Here is a 23,404-nt window from a genome sequence, read left to right on the forward strand (position 1 = left end):
TAGTGGACTATAGACAGGAAATACCTGCTATTCCACTGTAAAGGATCTTTTTTTCGTTCCTAGATATATGAATTACAGAAAATATTGAAAATTAAGAGAACTTATAAAACTATAATGAAACATATAAAATATTTTTTCCTATATTTACATTATGATTATTTGGTGTTATATTTTACTAAGAAGGCCTTCAAATAACAAAATGAGGTGTAATAATGAAACAAAAAATCGCTAGTTCTATGTTTGCAGTTTTCTTACTTGGTGCTACTTTAGTTCCTATCGTGTCTGCTAACAGTAGTGCATTCACTTTTGATTTGACGTACAGAGTAGTTGATGGCGAAGCAAACGGTAAATCTCACGGACTTGACGGCGGGACTATGACAGTTAGCGGTTCAATGACCCCATATGCTAGAGGTGCGGTATATAATAATAGTATTAACACTATCACTGTGGCAGTGTACAAAAAGACTTTAATAGGTTCTTCATCGGTTGGCTCTGTAGGTACGAACGTTACTGCATCCTTACACTCTACTACTTCATTTAGTAAAAATTTAGGAAGTGTATCTACAGGTACATTCTATATGTATATTTCTAGATTAGAAGATGACGGTTGGGATGTTTCGGGTAGTGGTAGTTTAGTAACTAAATAGACTATTGAATAAGAAAAGCTGGTGGCATTTTAATGTCATCAGCTTATCAAGGAGGAACAACATGTTACTTTTCAATACATTTTGGATATCTATATTTATGGTGATATTTTTAATAATAGCGGCCTTTTTGAAAATTCGAAAAAAAACCAGCAACATACATTTAATCTTTTTTCTTGTTTTCTACATATATATTTTAAATGTTATTAAATTCACAATATTCCCCGTGCCATTCCAGTCAGAAGTATTTATTCGAGAAGGCCAAATTTTTTGGCATAATGTAAACTTTATTCCTTTAAAATCATTAGGACGAGAAACAATTTTAAATGTTTTATTAGCTATTCCTTATGGTTTTGCCATAAGATTTATTTTGAAAAAGGTGAATATATTTATTCATATACTTCTTTTTGGAATTATAATCGAGTCATCACAAGCACTAATTTCAATCCTGATTAATTACAATTATCGCACAATCGATATTAATGATATTATAGCTAATGCTACTGGTGTAATTATTGGTTATCTTGTATATTTAGTTTTCAGTAAAATATCGTATAGAATACTATCTAAATTTGAAAATAGAAATCAATTTCTTGAACATATATATAACTCATGTAAATAATAAAAATAGGCGATGACATTATTGTTACTACTCAGGTACAATATTTTGACTCGCTGAAAATTTTGAAATCTATATGTTGTGTTTCGAACCATATGAACCTGTGAGTTTTGCATCATTATTGGGTCGCTATGTAAGATTGGAATGAATGTTACTGGTAATGAGATAGTTTGAGTTATCCCTAAGAATCAATGGGATATTGACATAATAAACTCGTGAAACAGATAGTTTTTATTGCATAATGATGCACTACTAATTTGCGGAATATAGCGATATTTAATGTCGCGAAATTAGGGTTTCGCGACATAGGCTGCTTAGAGCGAGTATTTAATCAATTTGTCTTGTATAATTAATCTTTTATGTGGATTTATATGCATGTTGCATTGAAGAGTAAATTGGATTTCAAAAGCATGCACAACAGATGATTTATAAACCTTTACAAGTGTTCAGTATGTAGAGGAGCTGCGCTGGGGTTTGAAGGTCATATTGCCAAGCAACAAGAGAGCGTATAAGGATAAAGTACCTACGCTTTTAAAGAAGATGATAAAATATAGTACACGTGAAAAGCCCTCCAGAGAGAGGGTTTTTGTTTGGGAATATAGACACAGGTAGTGGGGGGTGGTTTTCGGCATTAGAAACTAATTGGAACTCTGCACAGGGGCTAGCACATCAGCAGCGCGAATAGCTTTGATTTATACGAAAATTGGATCTAAGTTGTTTATTAAGGGTTGTGAAGCAGCCATTTTAAATACTATGACTGCTTTAGTAGAATTTCAATAGTAGATTGAAAAGCCTTTTTAGCGCTGCATAACGATATTCCCAATGTTCTATGTTTTCGTTGCGATGACTAAGACTCAGCGGTTGTTTTGAGATATCTCCATAATCGCTTCTGTTGATCCTGTCTTTTTAGCTTGTTCCTCCAATTCTTAGTAAAATGCACTTCTTAGCACATGGCTGAAAACGAGTTTTTTCACAGTGGAGCGGAATGATAGTTACTCTCGTACCATGATCAACATTGCTTGCTTTAAAATATCAATGTCCATTTTCAAACGCTGGTTTTCTTCTTGTAAGGTAATTAACTCATTTTGTTTGGATGAGCGATTGCGATTCTCCTTGTATGAGTCTGGATTGTCAACAGTAAATCAAACAACTTTTTTAAGGGCTGTAAGGCGATACTGAACAGGCGTCATATAGCCTAAAGTTCCATGAATACGATGTTGATTGAACCAATGAACATAATCGTATAGCTCCAGCTCCAAGTGACAAAGACTCTGAAAGTTCATCTGATTCACGAACTCCGTTTTCATGATTTTATAGGTGGCTTCGGCCACAGCGTTGTCATAGGGGCAACCTTTCGCACTCAGCGATCGTCCAATTTCAAACGTCTCTAAAAGCTCATCCATCTTTTGGTTTTTAAACTCGCTGCCACGGTCAGTATGAAACCACTGAATCCGACGCAGATCACCTTTCACGGTCGCAAAGGCGCGGGAAACCAGCGCTGCGTCCTTATGAGGACCAGCACTATGGCCGATAATTTCTCGATTGAACAGATCCATAAGCACGCAAATATAGTGCCACTCGTTCCGGACTTTCACATAGGTTAGATCACTGACCACCACGCGCTTGCTTTCTGTTTGATTAAACTCGCGGTTCAGTGTATTGGAGGTAGCCGCTTCATTACAAGCGGTTTTATGGGGCTTATACTGTGCCACCGTGTATGTCGAAACCAGCCCCTGTTCGTTCATAATCCGACCAATTCGGCGCCTGGAAACCACGAGTCCTCGCTCATGCAGCTTAGCTTTGATCTTTCGGGTGCCGTATGCTTTTCGATTTTTCTGAAAAATGTCCACAATGACTGTGGTCACTTCGTCTTCTAGCGACTGTTCGCTTGCTTCATAGTAAAACGTGCTTCTTGCGATTTGCAGGACGTTACACATTGCTGATACCGAGTATTTATCACGGTTTTTCTGGATGATAGCTACTTTCGTCCCATGATCAGCGCCGCTTGCTTTAAAATATCGTTTTCCATTTTGAGGCGTTGAACTTCTTTGCGTAAAGTAAGTAACTCCTTTTCTTCTGGCGAGCGATTGTCCTTCTCTGAGAAAGAGCCTGTTGTTTGGCCTTGTTTAATCCAGCGATCCAAAGCCGATCCGGTGAGACCATATTCCTCCACCAAATCTGCTCTGGATTTTCCGTTTTCATATAGTAGCACCATTTGTTTCTTGAACTCTGCTGTAAACGTACGTCGTTGATTCGGCATTGTAGAGATCCGCTCCTTAGTATGATAGGTTTATTCTACAAGCCCTCATTTTTATTGTCCAACTAAGTGTAGACGATCCACTGCGGATTGAGCATAAGGTGAGTTAATTGCTGTTGCATCAAGGGTTTGAGAGTGTCAATGTCAAAAACAGGGATGGCTATAAATATCCGAAAATGGGTAATTTGAACCGATAAACTTTTGAATAGCAAACCAGCTGATACCACTTATTTATTGGTTCTTCGAAACCAATAAATAAGTGGTATTTCTTATGATCGATTTTGACTTTCAACTGGATAATTTCATGCTTTACTGTTCATCCAAAAACCTTTCGCGTAAAACCTTGGCAAGTTATGAGCAGACGTTAAAGCTGTTCGGAAAGTACTTGCTTGAAGAATTCCAGATGAAGATGTTAAAAAAGTTCAGTCGGGTCATGTTCGACAATACATCAAGTATGTTCGTGAGAGGAGCAAGTGCGCACTCGTAAACAATGCTGAGTCAAAAGACAAAAACCACCCAGAGAATCGCACCGACTACAAAAAAAGAAGTGTCAATGACAACCATTGCAAATTACGTTCGCAACATCAAAGTGTTTTTCAATTATCTTTACAAGGTCGAACGCGAGATACCGAAGAATCCAGTCGAAAGCGTAGAGAACCCAAAGGTTCAGCGGAAGGTCAAGAAAATTTTGACGGCAGAAGAAATCAAGAAGGGTGGCTACATCGACTATGCCGTAACAGATTTGGATCGCACTCATCGCATGCTGTTTGCTCGTGCTGGTGAAGCTGGACACGGACCGAAAAATGCCTCTAGCTTCATGTAGATCAATATACTACTCAGTCGTTAACCGAAATAATGCGGCCGAAAGTGGGTGACTCGCTGCTTGATTGGGTTTACGCAGGATTGTCCGATTCAAATCGGGAATATCCCTGATACGCCGTTTATAGGCGATCTGATTAACGATTGGAACGATAATCAACATTCCGTTTTCGATGTGGAGGATGTCCTTCTGTAGTAAATCCAACAGTTTTTTTGCCGCTAGGATGTTTGCCGTTTCGTCTTCTTGTACCCCCGCCGTTATCATGACTGTATTTCCCACGGAGTTAACCTTGATAATGTAATGTGCGTTTCGAACTTAGTGCCTTTTGCTAGTTGATGAGTCGATATTTGCATTTGCAGAAGTCACCTACTCAGATATAGTGACTAATGTACACACCAATCAGCCCCTATGCTACGGACATTAGCACAAGCAGCCTTTAGTAAAGGCACATACTTTGATACGGATACTCATTATGTAAAAGGGGTCGGCTGAATATGGTTGGACTTATAATTAAAAAAGAATGTAAGCAAATCGTTACAAAACAAGTACAAAATGGTCTATGTCAAGCCAAATAGGGGAACTGGTGGCAAGGGCATCATAGGTGTGGAAATGCTAGGGCAAGGTTCTTATAAATACCAACTAAATACTGTCACAAGGACGTTCAACTCCATTAATAGTATGACTAGTTCCATCCATAAGAAAACGAAAAGCGAAAAATATGTCATTCAATATGGAATCTATTTACTGCGGCACAACAACCGACTTTTTGACCTTAGGATTATGGTGCAGAAAAACCCAAGAGGCAAATGGGAAACGACAGGTGTGATCGGTCGATTAGGCCATCCGAAAAAGATTGTAACTAACGTTTGCCAGGGCGGTAACTCCAAACCAATTGATGTACTGCTAAAAAAGCACATAACCGATGTTACTGAATAGACCAAACGGTCAGTAAGTTATTGATCTCCACTGTTAGAGTCTTAAGTGAGGTTGGTGAAAATGTGAATATTTTAATGTTCGTTTCGCAGTTAAATACTGGAGGAACCGAAAAATACATTCATTCTGTTTCCCGATATTTAATATCAAAAGGGTTTCGAATTGGCGTTGTTACTATGGGAGGGCCACTTTTAAATTCGTTTAAAAAAGCAGGGATTACTGTTCACCTTCTATCCCCCAAAAAAAAATCGTTAGTAGAACGAATATCCTTATTATCCTTGATCATTTCCAAAGGAAGGTACGGGCTTTTACACGCCCATGATTCTATGTCATTTCGATATGCAGCAATTTTGCATCGACAATATAAAATACCATTGATTGCTACTGTGCATGGTACTTATCATAAACAATCTGCTTTGTTAGCTACGTCAAAAGTGGCAAAACATCTCATTGCTGTTTCGCCAAATTTATCAAACTGGTTGGTTAGACACATGAAAATTTCTTCCAATAAAATCCTAATGATACCTAATGGGATCGATACTCTAACATTCAATTCGATATCTAATAAAAAAAAGTGGAGAAAAGCACTTACTTTACCACTATCTGCCCAGATTCTTGTTTATGCTGGAAGATTCTCATCTGATAAATTGCCCATAGCAAAAAAAGTGATCTTGGCATCAGAGATTGTTGCAAAAAATAACCTTAATTTTGTAGCTGTTTTATTTGGCCCTGGTTCTTCCGTGACGAGATCAAAACTCGAAGAACTTGCTGCTAAAGCTAACCGCCGTCTTGGTAGACGAGCAATATATATTCGTCCTCCCTTACCAGACATACAACATGCTTATTATGCAGCAGATGTCATTGTGGGGACAGGGCGTGTTGCACTTGAAGCCATGGCGTGTGCAAGACCAGTTATCGCGACAGGAGTTGCGGGATACTGCGGTGTAGTAGAGCCTAAGAATATAAACGAAATAATTCGAGTTCACTTTGGAGATCATGGAGCTATTGTATCTATCACTGTTAAAAAGCTATCGGAAGATGTCAATAGCATATTAAGTAGACCCCGTAGGGCTCGATTATTAGGTGAATTTGGTGCGAAAACAGTGAAGGACAGATTTTCAATAAAAAAAGTTGGTTCTCAGCTTATTCAAGCGTATATGAAATAACGTCACGAATCCAACCCGTTCCGAATACGATGTATTGTCGAACTCGTGGATTACCCTCCGAGACTTCTTTTCACATAGCAGAACCGTTTAACGGCGTGTTGTTGGACGGTTTTTTTATTTTATTCTACAGCGACAAATTGACCCATCGAATTCCGACACCCTATCTTTGTTGAATGGTATTACAATAAAGTCTTTGCTCCCGCTTGAATCGCGTCGATTTACATATAAGACAAAGTATATCAAGTAATAAGAAATGCAATGAAGGGATTTGACATTACTACGAAAATCGCTTAACTTGTTCTTAGGCGATTTTGCCCGTAATTAATCCTACTGGAACCCGATAAATATTTGGTTTTGGTAGGTTGTCTATCATTAAAGAAGTAAGTCCCAAATAATGACTTCACTCCCTCAATACTCTTGATGCACAGGGCTTCGGCAACATTGATTCGATTTCATTTATCTTCGGCTATACGATTAACATCAGCAAGTCGAAACCGACCAATAGCGAATTGCCTATACCGTTTGTTATTGGATTGTGATAGTCCAATAACAAACGGTATTTTATTTTTCAAAAAATTTCTCGCTTGTAGTCGCACAATTAAACTATTGTTATAATGGCATTATGGGCATACGGCTGCTAAATACTACGAATGAATAAGGTGGAATATTCATGACTTGGACGCTTGATAGCGTATATGATCGAAACAAAGAAGCGCCTTACACTTTTTATTTGCCTAGCCCTCCAATGTTAAAGCTGTTACAGGCCGGGGATCTTGTAAAATTGATTTTTTTGTCCGATGAGGAGCACGAGCAATTTATTGGCGAAAGAATGTGGGTTGAAATTGTGGAGCGTAATGAGGACAACTTCAAGGGCTTACTCAGAAATATACCATCTTACATAACTGAACTAAGCTATGGACAAGAAATTCAATTTACTTATGAGCATATATGCGATACGAAGCTGGAAGATCCAGAAGCGAGCAAATGGAATTATTATATGGATACAAAAATCGTAATGACCCGAGATGCTCTAGAAAAGAGAAGCTTCAGTCTCATGCTGAAAGATGAGCCGAATGAAGAAAATCATTTAGGCTGGATCTTTTTTAGCGGCCATGAACCTGAAGGATACAATGGGAATCTGGAAAATTACCAAATTGTATCACTTGGAGCGGCGCTTAATATTGACGATTCTTTTTTAGCATTTGTAGATGACGAACCGTTTTCTGCATATGAACGAAATACCGAGACGGGTCAATTTGTTAAAATCATTGATTATGATTGGGGATGATTCATAAATTGGATAGTTAATGTTACGAGGTGCAACAGCAGAAAAAAAGCCCATGTGAGTTCGAATAAAACGTAAGTTGCCGCACAACAAACATAGTATTCAGCAGAACCCAGCATGAGCTGCTCCCATCTCAGAGAAATCGAATTTGATTAACTAGAGAATCTGGGCTTCCGCTTGCCCGTCCCTAATCAAAGTTAGATTTTCTCACTTAGCTCGATAATCCGTCTTTTTCATCAGTCAGAGCGCTGCGCTTCTCCATAAAATCATGTAAGGCTAGATGGAAGCGTTCAAACGGGAGAGATAAAAATTCGATTCTTTTTCTAATGCGAGCTTGTTTCGCCGGTTCATCATGATAAAACATGAATTGATCTATATTTTTATCCAGCTTCTCTCTAAGTGTTAAAATAAAACCGATCGCGATATGGGTTTGAGCCAATTCCTGCAAATCGGCAGCAAGCGCTTCGCTTAAGCTGCGCATGTTTGGAAGCTTTAAAGAATGATGAATGGAAAAGGAGTCTGGCGTGTAATCTACGCGGAAGTCCTGTCCAGGCACTTGCTCCCAAAAATCGTTCCACTGCTGCAAATATCCCGTTTCATAAAGGACATATTTAATAAACCCACATAACCATGCGGTACAGCTTGTATTGCGGCGCTGGCATCCAACCCGATCTGAAAGATGTCGGCAGCCGCTGCAGCAGGAACCGCTATTTGAAATGCAAACTTTGCAAATATGGTCAGAACCTATCGCTTGCAGGGAGGCCATTCCAAGGTCAATGACCACTTGCTTGCTTATTTTTTGTGGTCCTTCATCAAGGATTAGCGAATTTTCTCTAGATGGTTGTTGAATCGTAAAGCCGGGCATTCGAATCCTTTCCTCTCCTGTGAATCATTTTAAAATCAAATATTCAAAAGTATGAATATATTAAGTATTATACGCGCCATGAAAATAATCAACAAGCCTACAGTTCATTATCAATCATTTCTGGATGTATGCTATGATATTCATATATTCAAAAGTTTACTATTAAGGAGCAGTTTATGAATCAGCACATTCAACAGTTTAAAGCCGATTTTTATAAAGCTTTGGCTCATCCGATGAGAATTCGCATCCTTGAAGTGTTAAGCGAAGGGGAAAAGAACGTAAATGAGCTGCAAAGCATTTTAGGATCGGAAGGTTCCGCCGTATCGCAGCAACTTGCTGTATTACGCAACAAAAACGTTGTCCACAGTGTGAAAGAAGGCACCTCGGTCATTTACTCCTTGCGTGATCCATTAATTAAGGATTTATTGTCGGTAACGAAGCAGATTTTTGACAATCATCTCGTCGACGCTATTTCCTTATTGGAAAATATTCGTAAAGAACCATAATTGAAAAAACAAGGGAATCCGTGAGCATCAAATAGGAAAACCTTGTTTTTTTGCTTTTTATAACGACTTATACGCATCCTTGGCTGATTCGTGTGTTTGACATAAAGGGAGCACAGGAGTATCTTTTCTTTATATTCAAATAATCAAATATATGAAGAAAAGAAGGTTATGAAAAATGAAGGGGAGAGGGAGATTTGATGGATATCATTTATCTGCGCTTCGCAAGGATATGGTCTCGGGTGTCATTGTCGGTATTATCGCCATTCCACTTGGAATGGCGTTTGCTATTGCTTCAGGCGTCAGGCCTGAATACGGACTATATACGACAGTTATAGCGGGCATCCTTATCTCGACTTTCGGAGGTTCAAAATTTCAGATTGGTGGCCCAACGGGTGCTTTTATTCCTATTTTGTTCGCTATTGTGCTGCAATATGGGTACGAAAATTTATTGCTTGCCGGTTTTCTGGCTGGCATTATGCTTGTTGCTATGGGCCTTTTTAAGCTAGGCTCGTTGATTGCCTTCATACCTCGGCCTGTTACAATTGGGTTTACCGCGGGCATTGCCGTAATCATCTTCAGTGGACAAATGGCTAGTTTTTTGGGTTTGAAGGGGATCGAAAAGCATGAGGATTTTTTGTCCAATATGAAAGAAATCGGGTTACATGCTTCGACTATAAATAGCTACAGTCTGCTGACGGCCGGAATTTGTTTGATGATTATTTTGCTGGCTCCGAGATTTATGCCTAAGTTGCCTGGGTCATTGCTGGGGCTCGTTGTTTCGAGCTTCATCGCTGCTTTATTTTTCAACGGGGAGGTGGCAACTATAGGTTCTGCTTATGGAACGATTCCGAGCACGCTGCCTGCTTTTCGTATACCTGACATGACGTGGGAGCGAATAGTGAATTTGCTTAAGCCTGCTTTTATTATTGCTATGTTGGGCGGGATTGAATCGCTGCTGTCCGCTGTAGTAGCCGACGGCATGACTGGCAATCGGCACAACAGCAATCGCGAGCTTATTGGGCAGGGAATTGCCAATATGATAACGCCGTTTTTTGGTGGAATACCGGCAACGGGAGCCATTGCACGAACAGCTGCTAATATTAAAAGCGGAGCGGTCTCACCGATTTCGGGCATCGTTCATGGCTTCGTCGTTTTGCTGGTGCTTATACTGTTTGCGCCTTATGCGTCCGATATCCCGCTTGCTAGCATGGCTCCAATCTTAATGGTAGTTGCGTGGAACATGAGTGAACGAAGCGCTTTTATGCATATTTTAAAAACGAAAACGAGTGATTCCCTTTTACTTGCCATCACTTTTATTCTCACCGTATTTACGAATTTGACAACAGCAGTAGAAGTGGGATTACTGATGGCTCTGCTTTTATTTGTGAAACGTATGAGCCAATCCTTAACGGTCGAGAAGGTGCTGCCAGATCCTAACCATAAACATGAAAAAGTCAGAGCAAATATGGTATACGAAGGTCATGATTGTCCCCAAATCAGTATATATACGATTGACGGACCTTTGTTTTTTGGGGCGGCGAATAAGTTTGAACAGGATATGAGGGATACGGTTCAACAGAGGTGTACCATTTTGCTGCTGCGTCTCGGGAAAGTGCCCTTTATGGATACGACAGGAGCAGCCAATCTGACTACTATAGTCAAGGCGTTCCAGAAGCTCGGAGGAATCGTACTGATGACAGGGGTCCAGCCGCAGCCGTTGCAAGTGCTCAAAAAAACAGGTTTATATGAGCGGATCGGGGCTCATCACTTCTTTGATCATACTGGTGAAGCGATCGGCTGTGCCTTGATCCATCTGGATTCGAATAAATGTTTGGGATGTAAGCACTTTGTATTCCGTGAATGTACCGCGCTATCCAATATGGAATCGCAAAGCGCAACAAATCGAAGTCTAGAACATAGTGGACATCATCCTTCTTTTTAAGGAAGTGCTACGATAAAAAAACCGCTCCTCTATTGGTTACAGAGAACCAGTAAAGGAGCGGGATTATCCATTAACCTCATGGACGTATAAGCTGTTCAATCGTTATACCCGAATATCGATGGATTGCGCAGCTGCAGATGACGTTACGTTTGCTTTCTGTGCAGAAGCTTGGGGTTCTTCCTCTGTTTGCCTATTGTTGCGTTCCCTTACCTTGTCTTGATTTGCGACTGAACCTACGAGCATTTTGCCACCAACAGTTTCCGTCTCATTCTCTGAAGAGCTGTCATCCGTTGTTCCCAAATCGTCAACCAGTTCTTTCATTTTTTGATCCACGACATGGATTTGGCGAGTAGTTTTGGCCATCATTTCCCGTTTCAGCTTGAATACGGTTTGCTCGGCGTTTTCCAGCATAGCGAATTTTCCAGCGTCGTTGTGCGGATTCGATTCTATGACCATGCGATCAAAACGAATGCCGCTTTCCATTGTGACGTTGGAGCCTTGCAGTTTTTCGCGAACGCCGGCGAGCTTGCCGAGATGATCATAGGTCATGCTGTTTTTAACAGCCTGGTCCATATTTTTCTCAGGATTGTCCGAAGTGCTTTTTTTAGGCTGGTCGTCCTTAGAGGCGCCCATTTTAGTTTTTTCCTGAATTTCTTCCGCGCGAATCTGTGAAATTTGTGCGTCAATTTGGGAAATAGAAGCGGTTAACGCTTTAACGCGTTCCATTTTCAGCTTCGTGTCGAGCTTTTCATTCGTTTTGACGGATTGCATTTCTTCGTTTAATCTTGCTTTTTGCTTCATGAGTGCCTGAATTTCTTTTTCGCGAGGCGAAGCGGATGTGGTTTCTCGCGATGAAGCAGTTGAAGCGGATTTTGACCGTGATGCTGATGAGGCAGACGATATTGCAGAAATGGAAAGCACCCCCTTTTATTGATTATGATGATTGCCTAATGGTTATATCGGAAATAATGGAAACGAAAATAATATATATGACGGAAAAACAAAAATTTATTATAGATTTTTACAATACAGCTATCAGCTTCGTCAAGGTTTACACATTGTGGGGTGGATGATCGCTACACGCTATACTCTGCAAAAAAAACAAAAGCCCCCACGGGCCACTAGATGAAATGTGGCGTACCAGCAGGAGCTTGATTTGATGCAAGGGAGCAATGATTGCAGCGACTAAGCGGTTGGCTTTGGCGGCTTGGGACGCTTTGGACGGAAACGGGAAGCGACATAGTTGCGCTTGCGGTCGCGAAAAAAAGTCCAGCCGCCGATAAAGCCGACACCAATGGCGAACATCAGCAGGCCCAGCAGGAAGGGCAGCCATTCAAAGTTTGGCTGAATATCATCGTAGCCGAAGGATACAAAATAGTTGTAGACAGCATTTTTCATTTTCAAAAATCCAATGCAGGCAAGTATGCCTGGAATGACGAGCAGCAAAATAGCAATCAGCCTTGCTGTAACTAGCTTCATAATCGAATGACTCCTTAATAATAGTGAGATAGGCTTGTGCTATTATGATACCCTTTTCAGGGAAAAGTGTCTATTTCCGAAAAGTTTACGATGAAAACCGCTGCTAAAAAGGTTACAATAATAATGATGCAAACAAACGACGCTCTTAAATATAGCGGAGATGGTGACTAATCAAGGACATCATTTGCTAGCATACATATAGAAATACAGGTGGAGGTTAAAATAGATGGCGATAGAAGTAGATGTAGCTGTGCTGGGCGGCGGCCCGGGAGGTTATACGGCGGCAATCCGCGCGGCCCAAATGGGGAAAAGCGTAGCGATCGTCGAAGCGGACAACCTTGGCGGAACTTGTCTGCATAAAGGTTGTATTCCTAGCAAATCGCTGCTTAGAAGCGCAGAAGTATACGCCACCTTGCTGGAGTCTGATGCCTATGGCATTGCAATAGCTGACGGAGCGATCTCGCTGCAATTCGATAAAGTGCAAAGCCGCAAGGAACAGACGGTGGAACAGCTTTATAAAGGGCTGCAATATTTAATGAAAAAACATAGCATTCAAGTCATTAAAGGCAGAGGCCGCGTCATTGGGCCTTCCATTTTCTCGCCTCGCAGCGGATCGCTTGCTGTTGAGCTGGCAGATGGAGAAATGGAGCAGGTCGTTTCCAAAAACCTGATTATTGCAACAGGCTCCAGACCGCGTTCTTTGCCTGGCCTAACGCCAGATAGCGAGTATATTCTCACAAGCGATGACGCGCTTGCATTAGAAGAGCTTCCGGCTTCGATTCTGATCGTTGGCGGCGGTGTAATTGGCGTGGAATGGGCATCGATGATGCAGGACTTTGGCGTGCAGGTGACGCTCGTTGAAGCGGGAGCAAGGCTGCTTCCTGGCGAGGATGCCGAGGTGTCGGCTGAGCTTACGCGATTGCTCAAGCGCCGCGGCGTTCGTGTACTTACAAGCGTGCAGCTCAGCACGACTGAGCTAAGTGTGGGAGACGGGGAAGTTTCGATACCGGCTACGACTGCGGATGGCGATGTGCTGCTAAGTGCAAGCAAGCTGCTGCTGGCCGTAGGCCGTCAAGCAAATGTGGAAGGAATCGGGCTTGAAAATACCGATATTCGCACGAAGGACGGCTTTATTCAAATTAATGAATTTGGCCAGACGAATGAGCCGCATATTTATGCGATCGGCGATTGCATCGGCGGAGTCCAGCTTGCGCATGCAGCAGCGCATGAAGGAATTGCTGCTGTGGAGCATATGGGCGGACAGGGTCATGCGGCGATAGAGCCTCATCTCATAACCCGCTGTGTATACTCGCGTCCGGAAATTGCCTCCTACGGATTGACGGAGGATGGGGCGAGAACGAAAGGCCATGACATTAAGACGAGTAAAATCCCGTTTCAAGCGATTGCCAAAGCACTCGTGCTTGGAGATGCCGACGGCTTCGTGAAAGTGATAGCCGACCGTACAACGGGCGACATATTGGGCGTCCATATGATAGGCCCGCATGCGACCGATCTTATTTCGGAAGCTGCGCTTGCTGGATTTCTCAATGCAACACCTTGGGAAGTCGGGCAATTGATTCACCCGCATCCAACGCTGTCTGAAGCGCTGGGTGAGGCGATGCTGGCGATAGACGGAAAGGCGACTGCGATTTAGCAGCTGCCCATGCTTGCTTAAAGCATGGGTTTTCTTTTTCCGTAAAAAGAGGTTATAATGGGTAATATCAAGTATTAGTACCTGGTTTTAATTGTAGTCAGGCGTAGACGGTTGCCCTCGTACTTTGGCGGCAAAAGCACGTTTCGCGGTAAAATAGAAGCCGAGTATAAGCGCGTAGCTTAAACACTCTTGCATTTTTAAAGGAGGCCGAATTCTCATGGGGAAATCCGGTTCAATTGAGCAGCAATCCCGTCATGCCGCAGTTGGCTTAACGGATGAGCAGGCTGTCGAAATGTATGCCATGATGCAGCTGGCGCGAAAGTTTGATGAGCGCAATTTGCTGCTGCAGCGGGCAGGAAAAATCAACTTCCACGTATCGGGTGTGGGTCAAGAGGTGGCACAGGTAGCCGCGGCATTTGCTCTTGATCGTACAGTCGATTATTACTTGCCTTATTATCGGGATTACGGTTTTGTATTGTCCGTCGGAATGACGGTGAAGGAGCTAATGCTGTCCGTGTTTGCGAAAGCGGAAGATCCCAATAGCGGCGGCAGGCAGATGCCAGGGCATTTTGGCAGCAAAAGACTGCGTATTGTCACAGGCTCAAGTCCTGTAACGACCCAGGTTCCGCATGCTGTAGGCATTGCACTCGCTGCAAAGATGAAGAAGCAGGAGCTCGTAAGCTTCGTAACGTTTGGAGAAGGCTCGAGCAATCAGGGCGATTTCCATGAAGGCTGCAATTTTGCAGGCGTTCATAAGCTTCCGGTCATTTTTATGTGTGAAAATAATCAATATGCAATCTCTGTACCCGTTCACAAGCAGCTTGTAGGCCGCGTTGCGGATCGGGCGCTTGGTTATGGCTTCCCTGGCGTGCAAGTTGATGGCAATGATGCGCTGGAAGTGTTCCGCACCGTGAAAGAGGCGCGCGAGCGTGCGATTGCTGGCGAGGGGCCGACGCTTATTGAGGCGATGGTCTATCGCTTGTCTCCGCATTCGACTTCGGATAATGACCTTGCTTATCGGACGAAGGAAGAGGTCGATGAGAACCGGGCGAAGGATGGACTGCCGAAATATAGACAGTATTTGATCGACTGTGGACTCCTTACCGAGGAGAAGGATGCCGAGCTGCTTGCGGGCATTAAGAAGCAAATCGACGAAGCGACTGAATACGGCGACAAGGCAGCATTCCCAACGCCGGAATCGGTGCTTGACCATGTGTATGCAGGAGATGCTGGGCAAGGAGGCGACATTTAGTGGCTGTTATTGAATATATTGAAGCGATTAGGCTTGGCATGAAGGAAGAGCTAGAGCGCGATGAAGACGTGTTCGTGCTTGGCGAGGACGTTGGCGTCAAGGGCGGCGTTTTTACAACGACGAAAGGTTTAATTGACCAGTTCGGAGAGCAGCGCGTAATGGATACGCCCCTAGCGGAATCGGCAATTGCCGGTGTAGCTATTGGTGCAGCTATGTACGGGATGAAGCCCATTGCAGAAATGCAGTATTCGGATTTCATGTTTCCCGCAACGAATCAAATCATAAGCGAAGCGGCTAAAATTCGTTACCGCTCCAACAATGACTGGAGCTGTCCGATCGTTATTCGCGCCCCAATTGGCGGCGGGGTTTTTGGCGGGCTGTATCATTCCCAGTGTCCGGAATCGGTATTTTTCGGGACGCCTGGCTTGAAAATTGTAGCGCCATACCGGGCTTACGATGCGAAAGGGCTGCTAAAGGCTGCTGTACGCGACCCGGACCCGGTTCTCTTTTTTGAAAATAAAAAATGCTACAAGCTGATTACCGGCGAAGTACCAGATGACGATTATATTGTGCCGATTGGCAAAGCAAATGTATTGCGTGAAGGCGACGATATTACCGTCATCAGCTACAGCATGCCGCTGCTGTTCGTTGAACAGGCAGCGCAGGAGCTTGCCCAGGAAGGCATCAGCACTCATATACTTGATTTGCGCACGCTGCAGCCGCTTGATCAAGAGGCTATTTTGGAGTCTGTTCGCAAGACAGGCAAAGTGTTAATCATTCACGAGGATAATAAGACGGGCGGCGTTGGCGCCGAAGTGTCGGCTATTATTGCGGAGCAGCTGTTATATGAGCTGGACGCTCCTATTATGCGTTTATGCGGACCGGACGCTCCGGCGATGCCTATTAATCCGCCTGGCGAGAAGTTTTTCCTGCTGAATAAAGAAAAAGTGAAAGAGGCTATGCGCAATTTGGCTTTGTATTAATGCTTGCTCGAAGCAGTTATTTCGCTGCAATGCGTTAATTTGGACGAAAGCCAGTCCACGTAGCACAAGCCTTTAGGGAGATGGATAATTGATGAAATCGGTGACGGAGATTGTTATTCCGCAGCTGGCGGAATCGCTCGTATCGGCAACGATCGATAAGTGGCTTAAGCAGCCTGGCGACCACATTGACATGTATGAGCCCATTTGTGAGCTCATTACGGACAAGGTTAGCGCGGAGCTGCCTTCTACGGTATCGGGTACGATGGTTAAAATTTTGGTTGGCAACGGTGAAACGGTTCCTGTTGGGACGCCGGTATGCCTAATCGAAACGGAAGGCGCAGCAGAAATGCAGGCTACTGGCGGGGCGCCATCGGGTTATAGTGAAGCAGCGCAAGGCGCGGGCTTGTCTACAGCTCAGCAAGGCGGTGCACAGGAGGCGGAAGGAGATATGTCGATGCGCAATCGCTTCTCTCCAGCTGTTCAGAGGCTGGCAGCCGAGCATAATATTCGTTTGAGCGACGTTCCGGGGACTGGTCTTGGCGGTCGTATTACCCGTAAAGACGTGCTTACCTTCGTCGAATCGGGCGGAGCGGCAGGCAGTTCTGTGAGCAAAGCCAGCCCGCAAACCGGCCGGGAGCCAAGTATTGAGCAAGTTCGTTCAACTGGCTTGCATTTGACCGAAACGCCGCGCCTGCCAACGATTCAGCAATATGATTCTCCCGTTTCAGGGGTGCCTGGACGAGGCGAAGATTATATTGAGGTTACGCCGATTCGCGGCGCAATCGCACGTAATATGAAACAGAGCGTCACCGAAATTCCGCATGGGTGGATGATGATTGAGGTTGATGTTACGAATCTCGTCGTGCTGCGCAACAAGGTGAAAGATGAATTTATGAAGCGCGAGGGCATTAATTTGACCTATCTCGCTTTCGTGTTGAAAGCAGTCGTTAATGCGATCAAGGAATTCCCGATTATGAACTCCATGTGGGCGGTCGATAAAATCATCGTGAAGCGCGACATTAACATATCGCTTGCGGTAGGTACCGAGGAATCGGTTGCGACACCCGTCATAAAAAACGCCGATCACAAAACGATCGCGGGACTTGCGAAAGAAATCGACGACTTGGCTCGCCGTGGACGCGAAGGGCGCTTAACGCTGGCTGACATGCAGGGCGGTACGTTTACCGTTAACAATACGGGCTCCTTTGGCTCGATTATTACGCATCCGATCATTAACTACCCGCAAGCGGCCATTATGACGTTTGAATCGATTGTGAAGCGTCCGGTTGTCATTAATGACATGCTCGCGATTCGCTCGATGGCAAACCTCTGCTTGTCGCTGGATCACCGCATTTTGGACGGCATTATTTGCGGTCGTTTTATGCAAAAGGTGAAGGAGAATTTGGAGAGCTTCAACAACGATACGAAATTGTATTAGAAATGAGGGACGCCGCTATGACTGACTCTACTCATGTACCTTATGGGAAGAAACCGCTTGAAGCCCGTTATATTTCCATGCTTGGCTATGCGGAGGCATGGGAGCTGCAAAAATCGATGGTGAAGCAAGTTGATCAGGAGGAGCGTCTGGAGACGCTTCTCCTTCTTCAACATCCGCCGACCTATACGCTTGGCTCAGACCGCCATCCCGAGCATTTGCTGCTGGATGAGAAGGAGCTTGCAGAGCGGGGCATTTCTGTATTTGAAATTGATCGCGGTGGGGATATTACGTATCATGGGCCTGGCCAGCTTGTCGGCTATCCGCTGCTTTATCTGGATGCGGTCGGCCTCGATCTGCATGCTTATTTGCGCAACGTCGAACAAGTCATCATCAATTGGCTGAAGGATTATGGCATTGAATCAGGCAGGAAGCCCGAGTACACCGGCGTGTGGGTAGGGGATGAGAAAATTGCGGCTATCGGTGTGAAATTTAATCGGGCGCGAAAGCGCGGCGGATTTGTGACGAGTCATGGATTTGCGCTAAATATAGAGGCGGGCATTGCGGAGAGTGGCTTTAGCGGCATTGTGCCGTGCGGCATCGAACAGTTCGGCGTCACTTCATTTAATACGCTGACGGGCCGCGAGCTGTCGGTAAGTGAAGCGGCGCAGCAGCTGCTGCCGCATTTCTGCGATGTATTTGGTTTTGCGCAGGATGCTGTTCTAATAAGAGAACAGCATGCCGATGCCGGCAACCAAGCTGGATAACAGCATGGCAGCAATAACCACGATGGCTACAATTCGAACATACTTGGAAGGATTCACAAGGCAGATCTCCTTTCTAAACATTTCTATAAGCCCTATTATAGTCGAAAATGACGAACGGAGGAAACGTTAATGATTAATGAGCAACGGTTAGTAGATGAATTTGTACAATTGGTGAAAATTGATAGTGAAACGAAGCATGAGCAGCTTATAAGCGTTGAGCTTAAGAAAAAATTCGGAGAGCTGGGACTTTCGCTGGAAGAGGATGATGCGGCAGCCAAAACAGGTCATGGCGCGGGTAATCTATTTGCCTATCTGGAAGCATCCGGTGTGGAAAATGCTCCGACTATCTTTTTTACTTCCCATATGGATACGGTAACGCCTGGTGTAGGCATTAAGCCGCAAATTGATGCAGATGGGTACATACGCAGCGATGGCACTACCATTCTTGGAGCGGACGATAAAGCGGGTCTTGCCGCGATGTTTGAGGCGATTCGTGTGCTTAAGGAACAATCGATTCCGCATGGTCCTATCCAGTTTGTCATTACCGTAGGCGAGGAGTCGGGACTGCTCGGAGCTCGCGCGCTGGATGCGTCCAAGCTGAAGGCGAAATTCGGCTACGCGCTCGATTCAAATGGCTCAGTAGGCGAAATTGCGGTTGCTGCGCCAACACAGGCGAGAGTCACCATTGAGTTTCACGGCAAGTCAGCTCATGCTGGCGTTAACCCGGAAGCGGGAATCAGTGCGATCCAAGTGGCAGGAAAAGCGATTGCAAGAATGCCGCTCGGCCGCATCGATAAGGAAACGACAGCGAATATTGGCTCTTTTGAAGGCGGCGGCGCTACGAATATCGTCGTTGATTATGTGAAGCTGAATGCGGAAGCACGCAGTATTGTGCAGCATAAGCTGGATGCCCAGCTGGATGCTATGCGTGAAGCGGTAGAAAGTGCAGCAGCGGAGTTTGGCGCCAAAGGCGTGTTCAGCAGCGAGGTCATTTACCCGTCTTATTCGTACGATGAGAGCGATGCTGTTGTGCAGCTTGCCCAAACGGCGATTAAGGCGATCGGATTGACGCCAAAAACCTTCCACTCCGGCGGCGGCAGCGATGCCAATGTGTTTAATGGACTCGGCGTGCCGACGGTTAACTTGGCTGTTGGCTACGAGCATATTCATACGACGCAGGAACAAATTAAAGTAGCCGATCTAGTCAAAACGACGGAATTGGTCGTTGAGATTATGAAGCAGGCAGCTAAAGCTTAATAGGCCCTGCAGCATAGCAGTAGAGAAACCAAACAAGCGATAGGTCAGGAAAAGAGCATTTTCCCGGGCGTATCGCTTGTTTTCCATGTATTTAGGCGGCAGTCTGCTGGCGCTTTTATGATTCAGAACCCATTATTATGAGCTAGTTCGCGTCAAAAAGCTTGCTAACGGTTCAGAAGCTCCGCTTGCTGCCTTGCAGGACATGAGGCGCAGTTGATGGCGAATTTCCCATCCTTTGCCGACAAGGCGAAGATGGCTGACGCTTGTATAGGTTTTCATCGTTACCTAAGCTCCTTCACTATCAAAAATATTTGGATAAGGATAGGTATGCGGATATCGGACAAGTTATGCACGTTACTTTATTCTTACACGCAAAGGGGAATATTCATTCATGAATGAGGAAATTAATCGCTGGAAAGAAGAAACAACCCATACCGAACCGATTTTTTCTGGCAAAATCATTTCGCTGCAGGTAGATACGGTCGCCTTGCCGGATGGCAGTACGGCGACTAGGGAAATCGTCAAGCATCCGGGCGCTGCGGCTGTCATCGCTCTATTAAATGGCAAGCTGCTCGTCGTTGAGCAATACCGCAAGCCGCTGGAGAAATTTCAGATTGAGCTGCCGGCAGGCAAGCTGGATGCTGGTGAGGATCCACTCGAGGCGGCGAGGCGCGAGCTGGAAGAGGAGACGGGCTACAAAGCGGATACGCTGCAGCTTGTGAGCGCTTTTTATACGTCGCCGGGCTTTGCGGATGAGAAGCTGTATGTTTATTTCACGGATCAGGTCGTTTCTGGCAAGCAGCAGACGGATGAGGATGAGTTTCTGGAAGTGATGGCGATTACGCTTGAGGAAGCAGAAGCCTATATCTCCGAAGGCCGCATCAGTGATGCCAAGACGATTATGGCTGTCTACGTATGGAAGCTGTATTTGCTGACAGGCAAGCTGCCCATTTAGAAAGAGGAAGCGTATAAGCTCCTTCTCTCCCGTCATAGGTGTGCTTAAAGGAACATACACTTTATCACATGGGACAAGAGGGGGAAGGCTATGCGTTCGCGGATGGGGAAGGGGCCCGCAGGGAGCCAGCTGACGCTGTATGTGTTTGTGGGCGTGCTGTTTGTCGTGGGCGTCATTTTTGGCGGGTTGATGGTAAATGCGCTCACCTTTGAGCAGCAGCAGGATTTGGCTTCGGATATGAGCCAGTATGTACAGCTTATGCATGGCGGGGCGGTTGCGGATAGCGCGGCTACGTTTTGGGAGCGCGTTTTTTTTCATGGAAAATGGCTGCTGGTGCTGTGGTTCCTTGGCATTACCGTTGTCGGCATACCGCTGGTGCTGGCTATGGATTTTCTAAAAGGCGTGCTTGTCGGCTTTGCGCTCGGTACGCTCATTACACAATATTCATGGAAGGGCGTGCTGTTTTCGCTCGTCTCGATTGCGCCGCCTAATTTAATTATTGTGCCGGCCATTTTGATGGCGAGCGCTTCGGCGCTGTCTTTTTCGTTGTATGTGGTGAAAAATAGGCTGATGCGGCAAAACGGCACACTTGCCCCGCAAATGCTGAGCTTTACGACGACAGCGATGCTGATGCTGATGGTTTTAATCGGAGCCGCTTTGATTGAAGCTTACGTCTCTCCACTGTTAATGAGCTGGGCAGCACCGATTTTAGACGCTTCCGCCGCGGCAATCTGATGCCCAATCCACGCCAAAATGTTTGACTTTCACAAGGGTTTGACTCTATAATGAAAGCAAACGTTTTCTGATGTTGGCGCAGACATGTGTGGTAGGGGGGAAATCATGGAAGCCCGGATTGATAAGATTAAACAACAGTTGCAGTCGCAGGGCTACAAATTAACCCCGCAGCGTGAAGCAACAGTACGTGTATTGCTTGAGAATGAGGAAGATCACTTGAGCGCGGAAGATGTGTTCATGCTTGTGAAGGACAAGGCGCCAGAAATTGGCCTTGCAACAGTGTATCGGACACTTGAGCTATTAAGCGAAATGCATGTAGTGGAGAAGCTTAATTTTGGCGACGGGGTTGCCAGATACGATCTGAGAACGGACAGCAGCAAGCACCATCATCATCATCTTATTTGTGTGCAATGCGGATCGATGGATGAGATTAAGGACGATTGGCTGCTGCCACTTGAGGAACGATTGGAAGAGGAATATGGTTTTTCGGTTCTCGACCATCGATTGGACTTCCAGGGCATTTGTCGTAAATGCAATGAGAAGAATGCGAATGCGAAAAAAGAAGAATCATAAACGGCTTTGCTGCCCAGTGTTTCTGGACGGCGAAGCCGTTTTGGCGTTACATATGAGGAAAGACGTTCGTGTTGGAGAATAGCGCGGCCCGCTGGATCAGGAGCTTACATTGCGAATGCGCCCGAGCCGCAGCAGGCCGGAGCCTTGCGCAGTGGGCAAATAGCCTTTTAACGGTACAGACCACTTGCGAAGAACAGTCGATACACGGGCGGAGCTTAGCTTTGGCCTTACGGACAGCAATAAAGCAGCACCGCCAGCCACATGGGGAGACGACATGCTCGTTCCTGACATGATGGCATATTTGCCATTCAGCCAAGTAGAGATGATTTCTGTTCCCGGCGCGGCAACATCAATGCCCATTCCTCGATTGCTGTAATCGGCGATCTGGTTGAGCCGATTGGTAGCAGCGACAGCAATCGTCTCCGGAAAGGAAGCTGGCTCGTCGATCGTCGTCGTATTTGGCCCCTCATTGCCAGCTGAGGCAGTAATGACGATGCCCTGCTTCGCTGCCCGCTTGATCGCTTGGCGCAGCAAATCGCTGTGCTGGCCGCTGACGATGCCAAAGCTCATATTAATGACATTCATTTTGTTGCGAATGCACCATTCAATGGCATCTACAATGTCGGACACGTAGCCTGAACCGTAAAGGTCCAATGCCTTCACGGCATACAGCTTAATATTGGGAGCTACGCCATAAAGTCCTGTTAAGCCTCTGCCTGCCGCAATGCCGGCAACATGAGTGCCATGGCCATTGTCATCGTAATAGCTTGTGCCGCCCATCGTATTGACACCGCCCGATATGCGCAGATCGGGATGCTTGGCAATGCCGGTATCAATAATGGCAAGCTTGACAGGTCTGCCAAGTGTGCGCTTCCAAGCAAGCGGCGCCTGTACTCTTTTAATATTCCAAGGCACCTTATTGGCGTCTACAGTCGTTTTTATAATGGGGAGATTTGGCTTTATGGTGCGGGTTGCCATTTGGGGAGCGGTATCATGCTTGCGGATTTTAACATCCCGCTCCATTAGCTTAACCTCAGGATGCCGGATAATATGTTTCCACGAGCTGCGCCGGTCAAGCAGAAAACCGATCATTTTGCAGCCAGGCATCGTTTTGAATGGATGAATGCCGCGCGATTCGAGCAGGCGCAAGCAGCGTTTATAAGAGCTGTGCGTAGTAAAGCTGATGAGCTGGCGTTCTGTATGTTTAGAAGGTTTATAGGCAGAACAGGAAGCGATCAGGTTATCTAATCGAGGCATGATGGGCTCCTCCTCCATTT

General features: G+C 45.1%; 25 protein-coding genes and 1 pseudogene. 18 read left to right on the plus strand and 8 right to left on the minus strand.

Annotated features, from left to right (window positions below; all coding sequences use genetic code 11):
* Nucleotides 1-212 precede the first annotated feature (212 nt).
* The gene (locus AC50Y5_RS04285; protein WP_494858649.1) at nt 213-647 is read left to right on the plus strand and encodes a hypothetical protein; all 435 of its coding nucleotides are present in this window, start codon (nt 213-215) and stop codon (nt 645-647) included.
* A 61-nt stretch (nt 648-708) separates the two neighbouring features.
* Nucleotides 709-1,266, plus strand: coding sequence for a VanZ family protein (locus AC50Y5_RS04290; RefSeq protein ID WP_494858655.1), 558 nt, complete (start codon nt 709-711; stop codon nt 1,264-1,266).
* Nucleotides 1,267-2,405: 1,139 nt separating this feature from the next.
* Here AC50Y5_RS04290 and AC50Y5_RS04295 read toward each other — a convergent pair.
* A protein-coding gene (locus tag AC50Y5_RS04295; protein ID WP_494858658.1) for an IS3 family transposase occupies nt 2,406-3,523 on the minus strand; the annotation gives its coding sequence in 2 pieces (ribosomal slippage) (nt 2,406-3,277 and nt 3,277-3,523; 1,119 coding nt in all).
* A 550-nt stretch (nt 3,524-4,073) separates the two neighbouring features.
* Between AC50Y5_RS04295 and AC50Y5_RS04300 the strand changes: the two genes are divergently transcribed.
* Entirely contained in the window at nt 4,074-4,343 is a 270-nt protein-coding gene (locus AC50Y5_RS04300; RefSeq protein WP_494858660.1) for a hypothetical protein, read from the plus strand.
* 9 nt (nt 4,344-4,352) lie between these two features.
* Here the strand turns inward: AC50Y5_RS04300 and AC50Y5_RS04305 are convergent, their stop codons facing one another.
* Nucleotides 4,353-4,604 (minus strand): hypothetical protein, encoded by a 252-nt coding sequence (locus AC50Y5_RS04305; RefSeq protein ID WP_494858662.1) that lies wholly within the window; start codon nt 4,602-4,604, stop codon nt 4,353-4,355.
* A 276-nt stretch (nt 4,605-4,880) separates the two neighbouring features.
* Here AC50Y5_RS04305 and AC50Y5_RS04310 point away from each other — a divergent pair.
* From AC50Y5_RS04310 to AC50Y5_RS04320, 3 genes and pseudogenes are all read left to right on the plus strand, one after another.
* Nucleotides 4,881-5,276: pseudogene (locus AC50Y5_RS04310) on the plus strand (YheC/YheD family protein); the annotation flags it as partial.
* A gap of 62 nt (nt 5,277-5,338) precedes the next feature.
* Entirely contained in the window at nt 5,339-6,439 is a 1,101-nt protein-coding gene (locus AC50Y5_RS04315) for a glycosyltransferase (RefSeq protein ID WP_494858664.1), read from the plus strand.
* A gap of 670 nt (nt 6,440-7,109) precedes the next feature.
* On the plus strand, nt 7,110-7,727 hold the full coding sequence (locus AC50Y5_RS04320) for an immunity protein Imm33 domain-containing protein (RefSeq protein WP_494858666.1): 618 nt from the start codon (nt 7,110-7,112) through the stop codon (nt 7,725-7,727).
* A 208-nt stretch (nt 7,728-7,935) separates the two neighbouring features.
* Here AC50Y5_RS04320 and AC50Y5_RS04325 read toward each other — a convergent pair whose 3' ends face one another.
* Nucleotides 7,936-8,589 (minus strand): hypothetical protein, encoded by a 654-nt coding sequence (locus AC50Y5_RS04325; protein WP_056028953.1) that lies wholly within the window; start codon nt 8,587-8,589, stop codon nt 7,936-7,938.
* A gap of 176 nt (nt 8,590-8,765) precedes the next feature.
* Here AC50Y5_RS04325 and AC50Y5_RS04330 point away from each other — a divergent pair, with 176 nt between their 5' ends.
* Both AC50Y5_RS04330 and AC50Y5_RS04335 read left to right on the plus strand, forming a co-directional pair.
* The gene (locus AC50Y5_RS04330) at nt 8,766-9,095 is read left to right on the plus strand and encodes an ArsR/SmtB family transcription factor (RefSeq protein WP_056028951.1); all 330 of its coding nucleotides are present in this window, start codon (nt 8,766-8,768) and stop codon (nt 9,093-9,095) included.
* A 175-nt stretch (nt 9,096-9,270) separates the two neighbouring features.
* Nucleotides 9,271-11,037, plus strand: a complete 1,767-nt coding sequence (locus AC50Y5_RS04335; protein WP_494858668.1) for a SulP family inorganic anion transporter — start codon at nt 9,271-9,273, stop codon at nt 11,035-11,037.
* Between the two features lie 102 nt (nt 11,038-11,139).
* On the opposite strand, the gene AC50Y5_RS04340 is transcribed toward AC50Y5_RS04335, so the two are convergent.
* Nucleotides 11,140-11,838, minus strand: a complete 699-nt coding sequence (locus AC50Y5_RS04340) for a hypothetical protein (RefSeq protein WP_494858670.1) — start codon at nt 11,836-11,838, stop codon at nt 11,140-11,142.
* A 50-nt stretch (nt 11,839-11,888) separates the two neighbouring features.
* Here AC50Y5_RS04340 and AC50Y5_RS04345 point away from each other — a divergent pair, with 50 nt between their 5' ends.
* Nucleotides 11,889-12,110 (plus strand): hypothetical protein, encoded by a 222-nt coding sequence (locus AC50Y5_RS04345; protein WP_162241876.1) that lies wholly within the window; start codon nt 11,889-11,891, stop codon nt 12,108-12,110.
* Between the two features lie 112 nt (nt 12,111-12,222).
* Here the strand turns inward: AC50Y5_RS04345 and AC50Y5_RS04350 are convergent, their stop codons facing one another.
* Nucleotides 12,223-12,516 (minus strand): DUF2627 domain-containing protein, encoded by a 294-nt coding sequence (locus AC50Y5_RS04350; RefSeq protein ID WP_056028943.1) that lies wholly within the window; start codon nt 12,514-12,516, stop codon nt 12,223-12,225.
* 226 nt (nt 12,517-12,742) lie between these two features.
* Here AC50Y5_RS04350 and lpdA point away from each other — a divergent pair, with 226 nt between their 5' ends.
* From lpdA to lipB, 5 genes are all read left to right on the plus strand, one after another.
* Nucleotides 12,743-14,170 carry a dihydrolipoyl dehydrogenase gene (lpdA, locus tag AC50Y5_RS04355; protein ID WP_056028941.1) on the plus strand — a complete coding sequence of 476 codons (1,428 nt, stop codon included), beginning with the start codon at nt 12,743-12,745 and terminating at the stop codon, nt 14,168-14,170.
* A 217-nt stretch (nt 14,171-14,387) separates the two neighbouring features.
* Complete coding sequence (locus AC50Y5_RS04360; protein WP_494858673.1) at nt 14,388-15,422, plus strand: thiamine pyrophosphate-dependent dehydrogenase E1 component subunit alpha; 1,035 nt, start codon at nt 14,388-14,390, stop codon at nt 15,420-15,422.
* Nucleotides 15,422-16,405 (plus strand): alpha-ketoacid dehydrogenase subunit beta, encoded by a 984-nt coding sequence (locus AC50Y5_RS04365; protein WP_056028937.1) that lies wholly within the window; start codon nt 15,422-15,424, stop codon nt 16,403-16,405. The genes AC50Y5_RS04360 and AC50Y5_RS04365 overlap by 1 nt, the downstream gene beginning before the upstream one ends.
* Before the next feature lie 91 nt (nt 16,406-16,496).
* Complete coding sequence (locus tag AC50Y5_RS04370; RefSeq protein ID WP_494858675.1) at nt 16,497-17,843, plus strand: dihydrolipoamide acetyltransferase family protein; 1,347 nt, start codon at nt 16,497-16,499, stop codon at nt 17,841-17,843.
* A 17-nt stretch (nt 17,844-17,860) separates the two neighbouring features.
* Nucleotides 17,861-18,607 carry a lipoyl(octanoyl) transferase LipB gene (lipB, locus tag AC50Y5_RS04375; RefSeq protein ID WP_494858677.1) on the plus strand — a complete coding sequence of 249 codons (747 nt, stop codon included), beginning with the start codon at nt 17,861-17,863 and terminating at the stop codon, nt 18,605-18,607.
* Here lipB and prli42 read toward each other — a convergent pair.
* On the minus strand, nt 18,563-18,688 hold the full coding sequence (gene prli42, locus AC50Y5_RS04380) for a stressosome-associated protein Prli42 (RefSeq protein ID WP_150131586.1): 126 nt from the start codon (nt 18,686-18,688) through the stop codon (nt 18,563-18,565). The genes lipB and prli42 overlap by 45 nt on opposite strands.
* 48 nt (nt 18,689-18,736) lie before the next feature.
* Between prli42 and AC50Y5_RS04385 the strand changes: the two genes are divergently transcribed.
* Complete coding sequence (locus tag AC50Y5_RS04385; RefSeq protein WP_056028931.1) at nt 18,737-19,864, plus strand: M20/M25/M40 family metallo-hydrolase; 1,128 nt, start codon at nt 18,737-18,739, stop codon at nt 19,862-19,864.
* A gap of 135 nt (nt 19,865-19,999) precedes the next feature.
* Here AC50Y5_RS04385 and mciZ read toward each other — a convergent pair whose 3' ends face one another.
* The gene (gene mciZ, locus AC50Y5_RS04390; RefSeq protein ID WP_081418565.1) at nt 20,000-20,143 is read right to left on the minus strand and encodes a Z-ring formation inhibitor MciZ; all 144 of its coding nucleotides are present in this window, start codon (nt 20,141-20,143) and stop codon (nt 20,000-20,002) included.
* 112 nt (nt 20,144-20,255) lie between these two features.
* Here mciZ and AC50Y5_RS04395 point away from each other — a divergent pair, with 112 nt between their 5' ends.
* The 3 genes from AC50Y5_RS04395 (at nt 20,256) to fur (ending at nt 22,127) form a co-directional block, all read left to right on the plus strand.
* Entirely contained in the window at nt 20,256-20,819 is a 564-nt protein-coding gene (locus tag AC50Y5_RS04395) for an NUDIX domain-containing protein (protein ID WP_056028929.1), read from the plus strand.
* Nucleotides 20,820-20,909: 90 nt separating this feature from the next.
* Nucleotides 20,910-21,554, plus strand: coding sequence for a stage II sporulation protein M (gene spoIIM / locus AC50Y5_RS04400; protein WP_494858680.1), 645 nt, complete (start codon nt 20,910-20,912; stop codon nt 21,552-21,554).
* 105 nt (nt 21,555-21,659) lie between these two features.
* The gene (gene fur / locus AC50Y5_RS04405; protein WP_494858681.1) at nt 21,660-22,127 is read left to right on the plus strand and encodes a ferric iron uptake transcriptional regulator; all 468 of its coding nucleotides are present in this window, start codon (nt 21,660-21,662) and stop codon (nt 22,125-22,127) included.
* A 96-nt stretch (nt 22,128-22,223) separates the two neighbouring features.
* On the opposite strand, the gene AC50Y5_RS04410 is transcribed toward fur, so the two are convergent.
* A complete protein-coding gene (locus AC50Y5_RS04410; protein ID WP_056028923.1) occupies nt 22,224-23,384 on the minus strand; it encodes a S8 family peptidase in 1,161 nt (386 codons plus the stop codon).
* Between the last annotated feature and the right edge of the window lie 20 nt (nt 23,385-23,404).

The sequence above is a fragment of the Paenibacillus sp. JT22N7 genome (genome assembly GCF_059383875.1).

Coding starts and splice junctions, on each gene's coding strand:
- AC50Y5_RS04285 (WP_494858649.1), top strand. CDS start 213: ATGAAACAAAAAATCGCTAGTTCTATGTTTGCAGTTTTCTTACTTGGT.
- AC50Y5_RS04290 (WP_494858655.1), top strand. CDS start 709: ATGTTACTTTTCAATACATTTTGGATATCTATATTTATGGTGATATTT.
- AC50Y5_RS04300 (WP_494858660.1), top strand. CDS start 4,074: ATGACAACCATTGCAAATTACGTTCGCAACATCAAAGTGTTTTTCAAT.
- AC50Y5_RS04305 (WP_494858662.1), bottom strand. CDS start 4,604: ATGATAACGGCGGGGGTACAAGAAGACGAAACGGCAAACATCCTAGCG.
- AC50Y5_RS04320 (WP_494858666.1), top strand. CDS start 7,110: ATGACTTGGACGCTTGATAGCGTATATGATCGAAACAAAGAAGCGCCT.
- AC50Y5_RS04325 (WP_056028953.1), bottom strand. CDS start 8,589: ATGCCCGGCTTTACGATTCAACAACCATCTAGAGAAAATTCGCTAATC.
- AC50Y5_RS04330 (WP_056028951.1), top strand. CDS start 8,766: ATGAATCAGCACATTCAACAGTTTAAAGCCGATTTTTATAAAGCTTTG.
- AC50Y5_RS04335 (WP_494858668.1), top strand. CDS start 9,271: ATGAAGGGGAGAGGGAGATTTGATGGATATCATTTATCTGCGCTTCGC.
- AC50Y5_RS04340 (WP_494858670.1), bottom strand. CDS start 11,838: ATGAAGCAAAAAGCAAGATTAAACGAAGAAATGCAATCCGTCAAAACG.
- AC50Y5_RS04345 (WP_162241876.1), top strand. CDS start 11,889: ATGAAGCAGTTGAAGCGGATTTTGACCGTGATGCTGATGAGGCAGACG.
- AC50Y5_RS04350 (WP_056028943.1), bottom strand. CDS start 12,516: ATGAAGCTAGTTACAGCAAGGCTGATTGCTATTTTGCTGCTCGTCATT.
- lpdA (WP_056028941.1), top strand. CDS start 12,743: ATGGCGATAGAAGTAGATGTAGCTGTGCTGGGCGGCGGCCCGGGAGGT.
- AC50Y5_RS04360 (WP_494858673.1), top strand. CDS start 14,388: ATGGGGAAATCCGGTTCAATTGAGCAGCAATCCCGTCATGCCGCAGTT.
- AC50Y5_RS04370 (WP_494858675.1), top strand. CDS start 16,497: ATGAAATCGGTGACGGAGATTGTTATTCCGCAGCTGGCGGAATCGCTC.
- lipB (WP_494858677.1), top strand. CDS start 17,861: ATGACTGACTCTACTCATGTACCTTATGGGAAGAAACCGCTTGAAGCC.
- prli42 (WP_150131586.1), bottom strand. CDS start 18,688: ATGTTTAGAAAGGAGATCTGCCTTGTGAATCCTTCCAAGTATGTTCGA.
- AC50Y5_RS04385 (WP_056028931.1), top strand. CDS start 18,737: ATGATTAATGAGCAACGGTTAGTAGATGAATTTGTACAATTGGTGAAA.
- mciZ (WP_081418565.1), bottom strand. CDS start 20,143: ATGAAAACCTATACAAGCGTCAGCCATCTTCGCCTTGTCGGCAAAGGA.
- AC50Y5_RS04395 (WP_056028929.1), top strand. CDS start 20,256: ATGAATGAGGAAATTAATCGCTGGAAAGAAGAAACAACCCATACCGAA.
- spoIIM (WP_494858680.1), top strand. CDS start 20,910: ATGCGTTCGCGGATGGGGAAGGGGCCCGCAGGGAGCCAGCTGACGCTG.
- fur (WP_494858681.1), top strand. CDS start 21,660: ATGGAAGCCCGGATTGATAAGATTAAACAACAGTTGCAGTCGCAGGGC.
- AC50Y5_RS04410 (WP_056028923.1), bottom strand. CDS start 23,384: ATGCCTCGATTAGATAACCTGATCGCTTCCTGTTCTGCCTATAAACCT.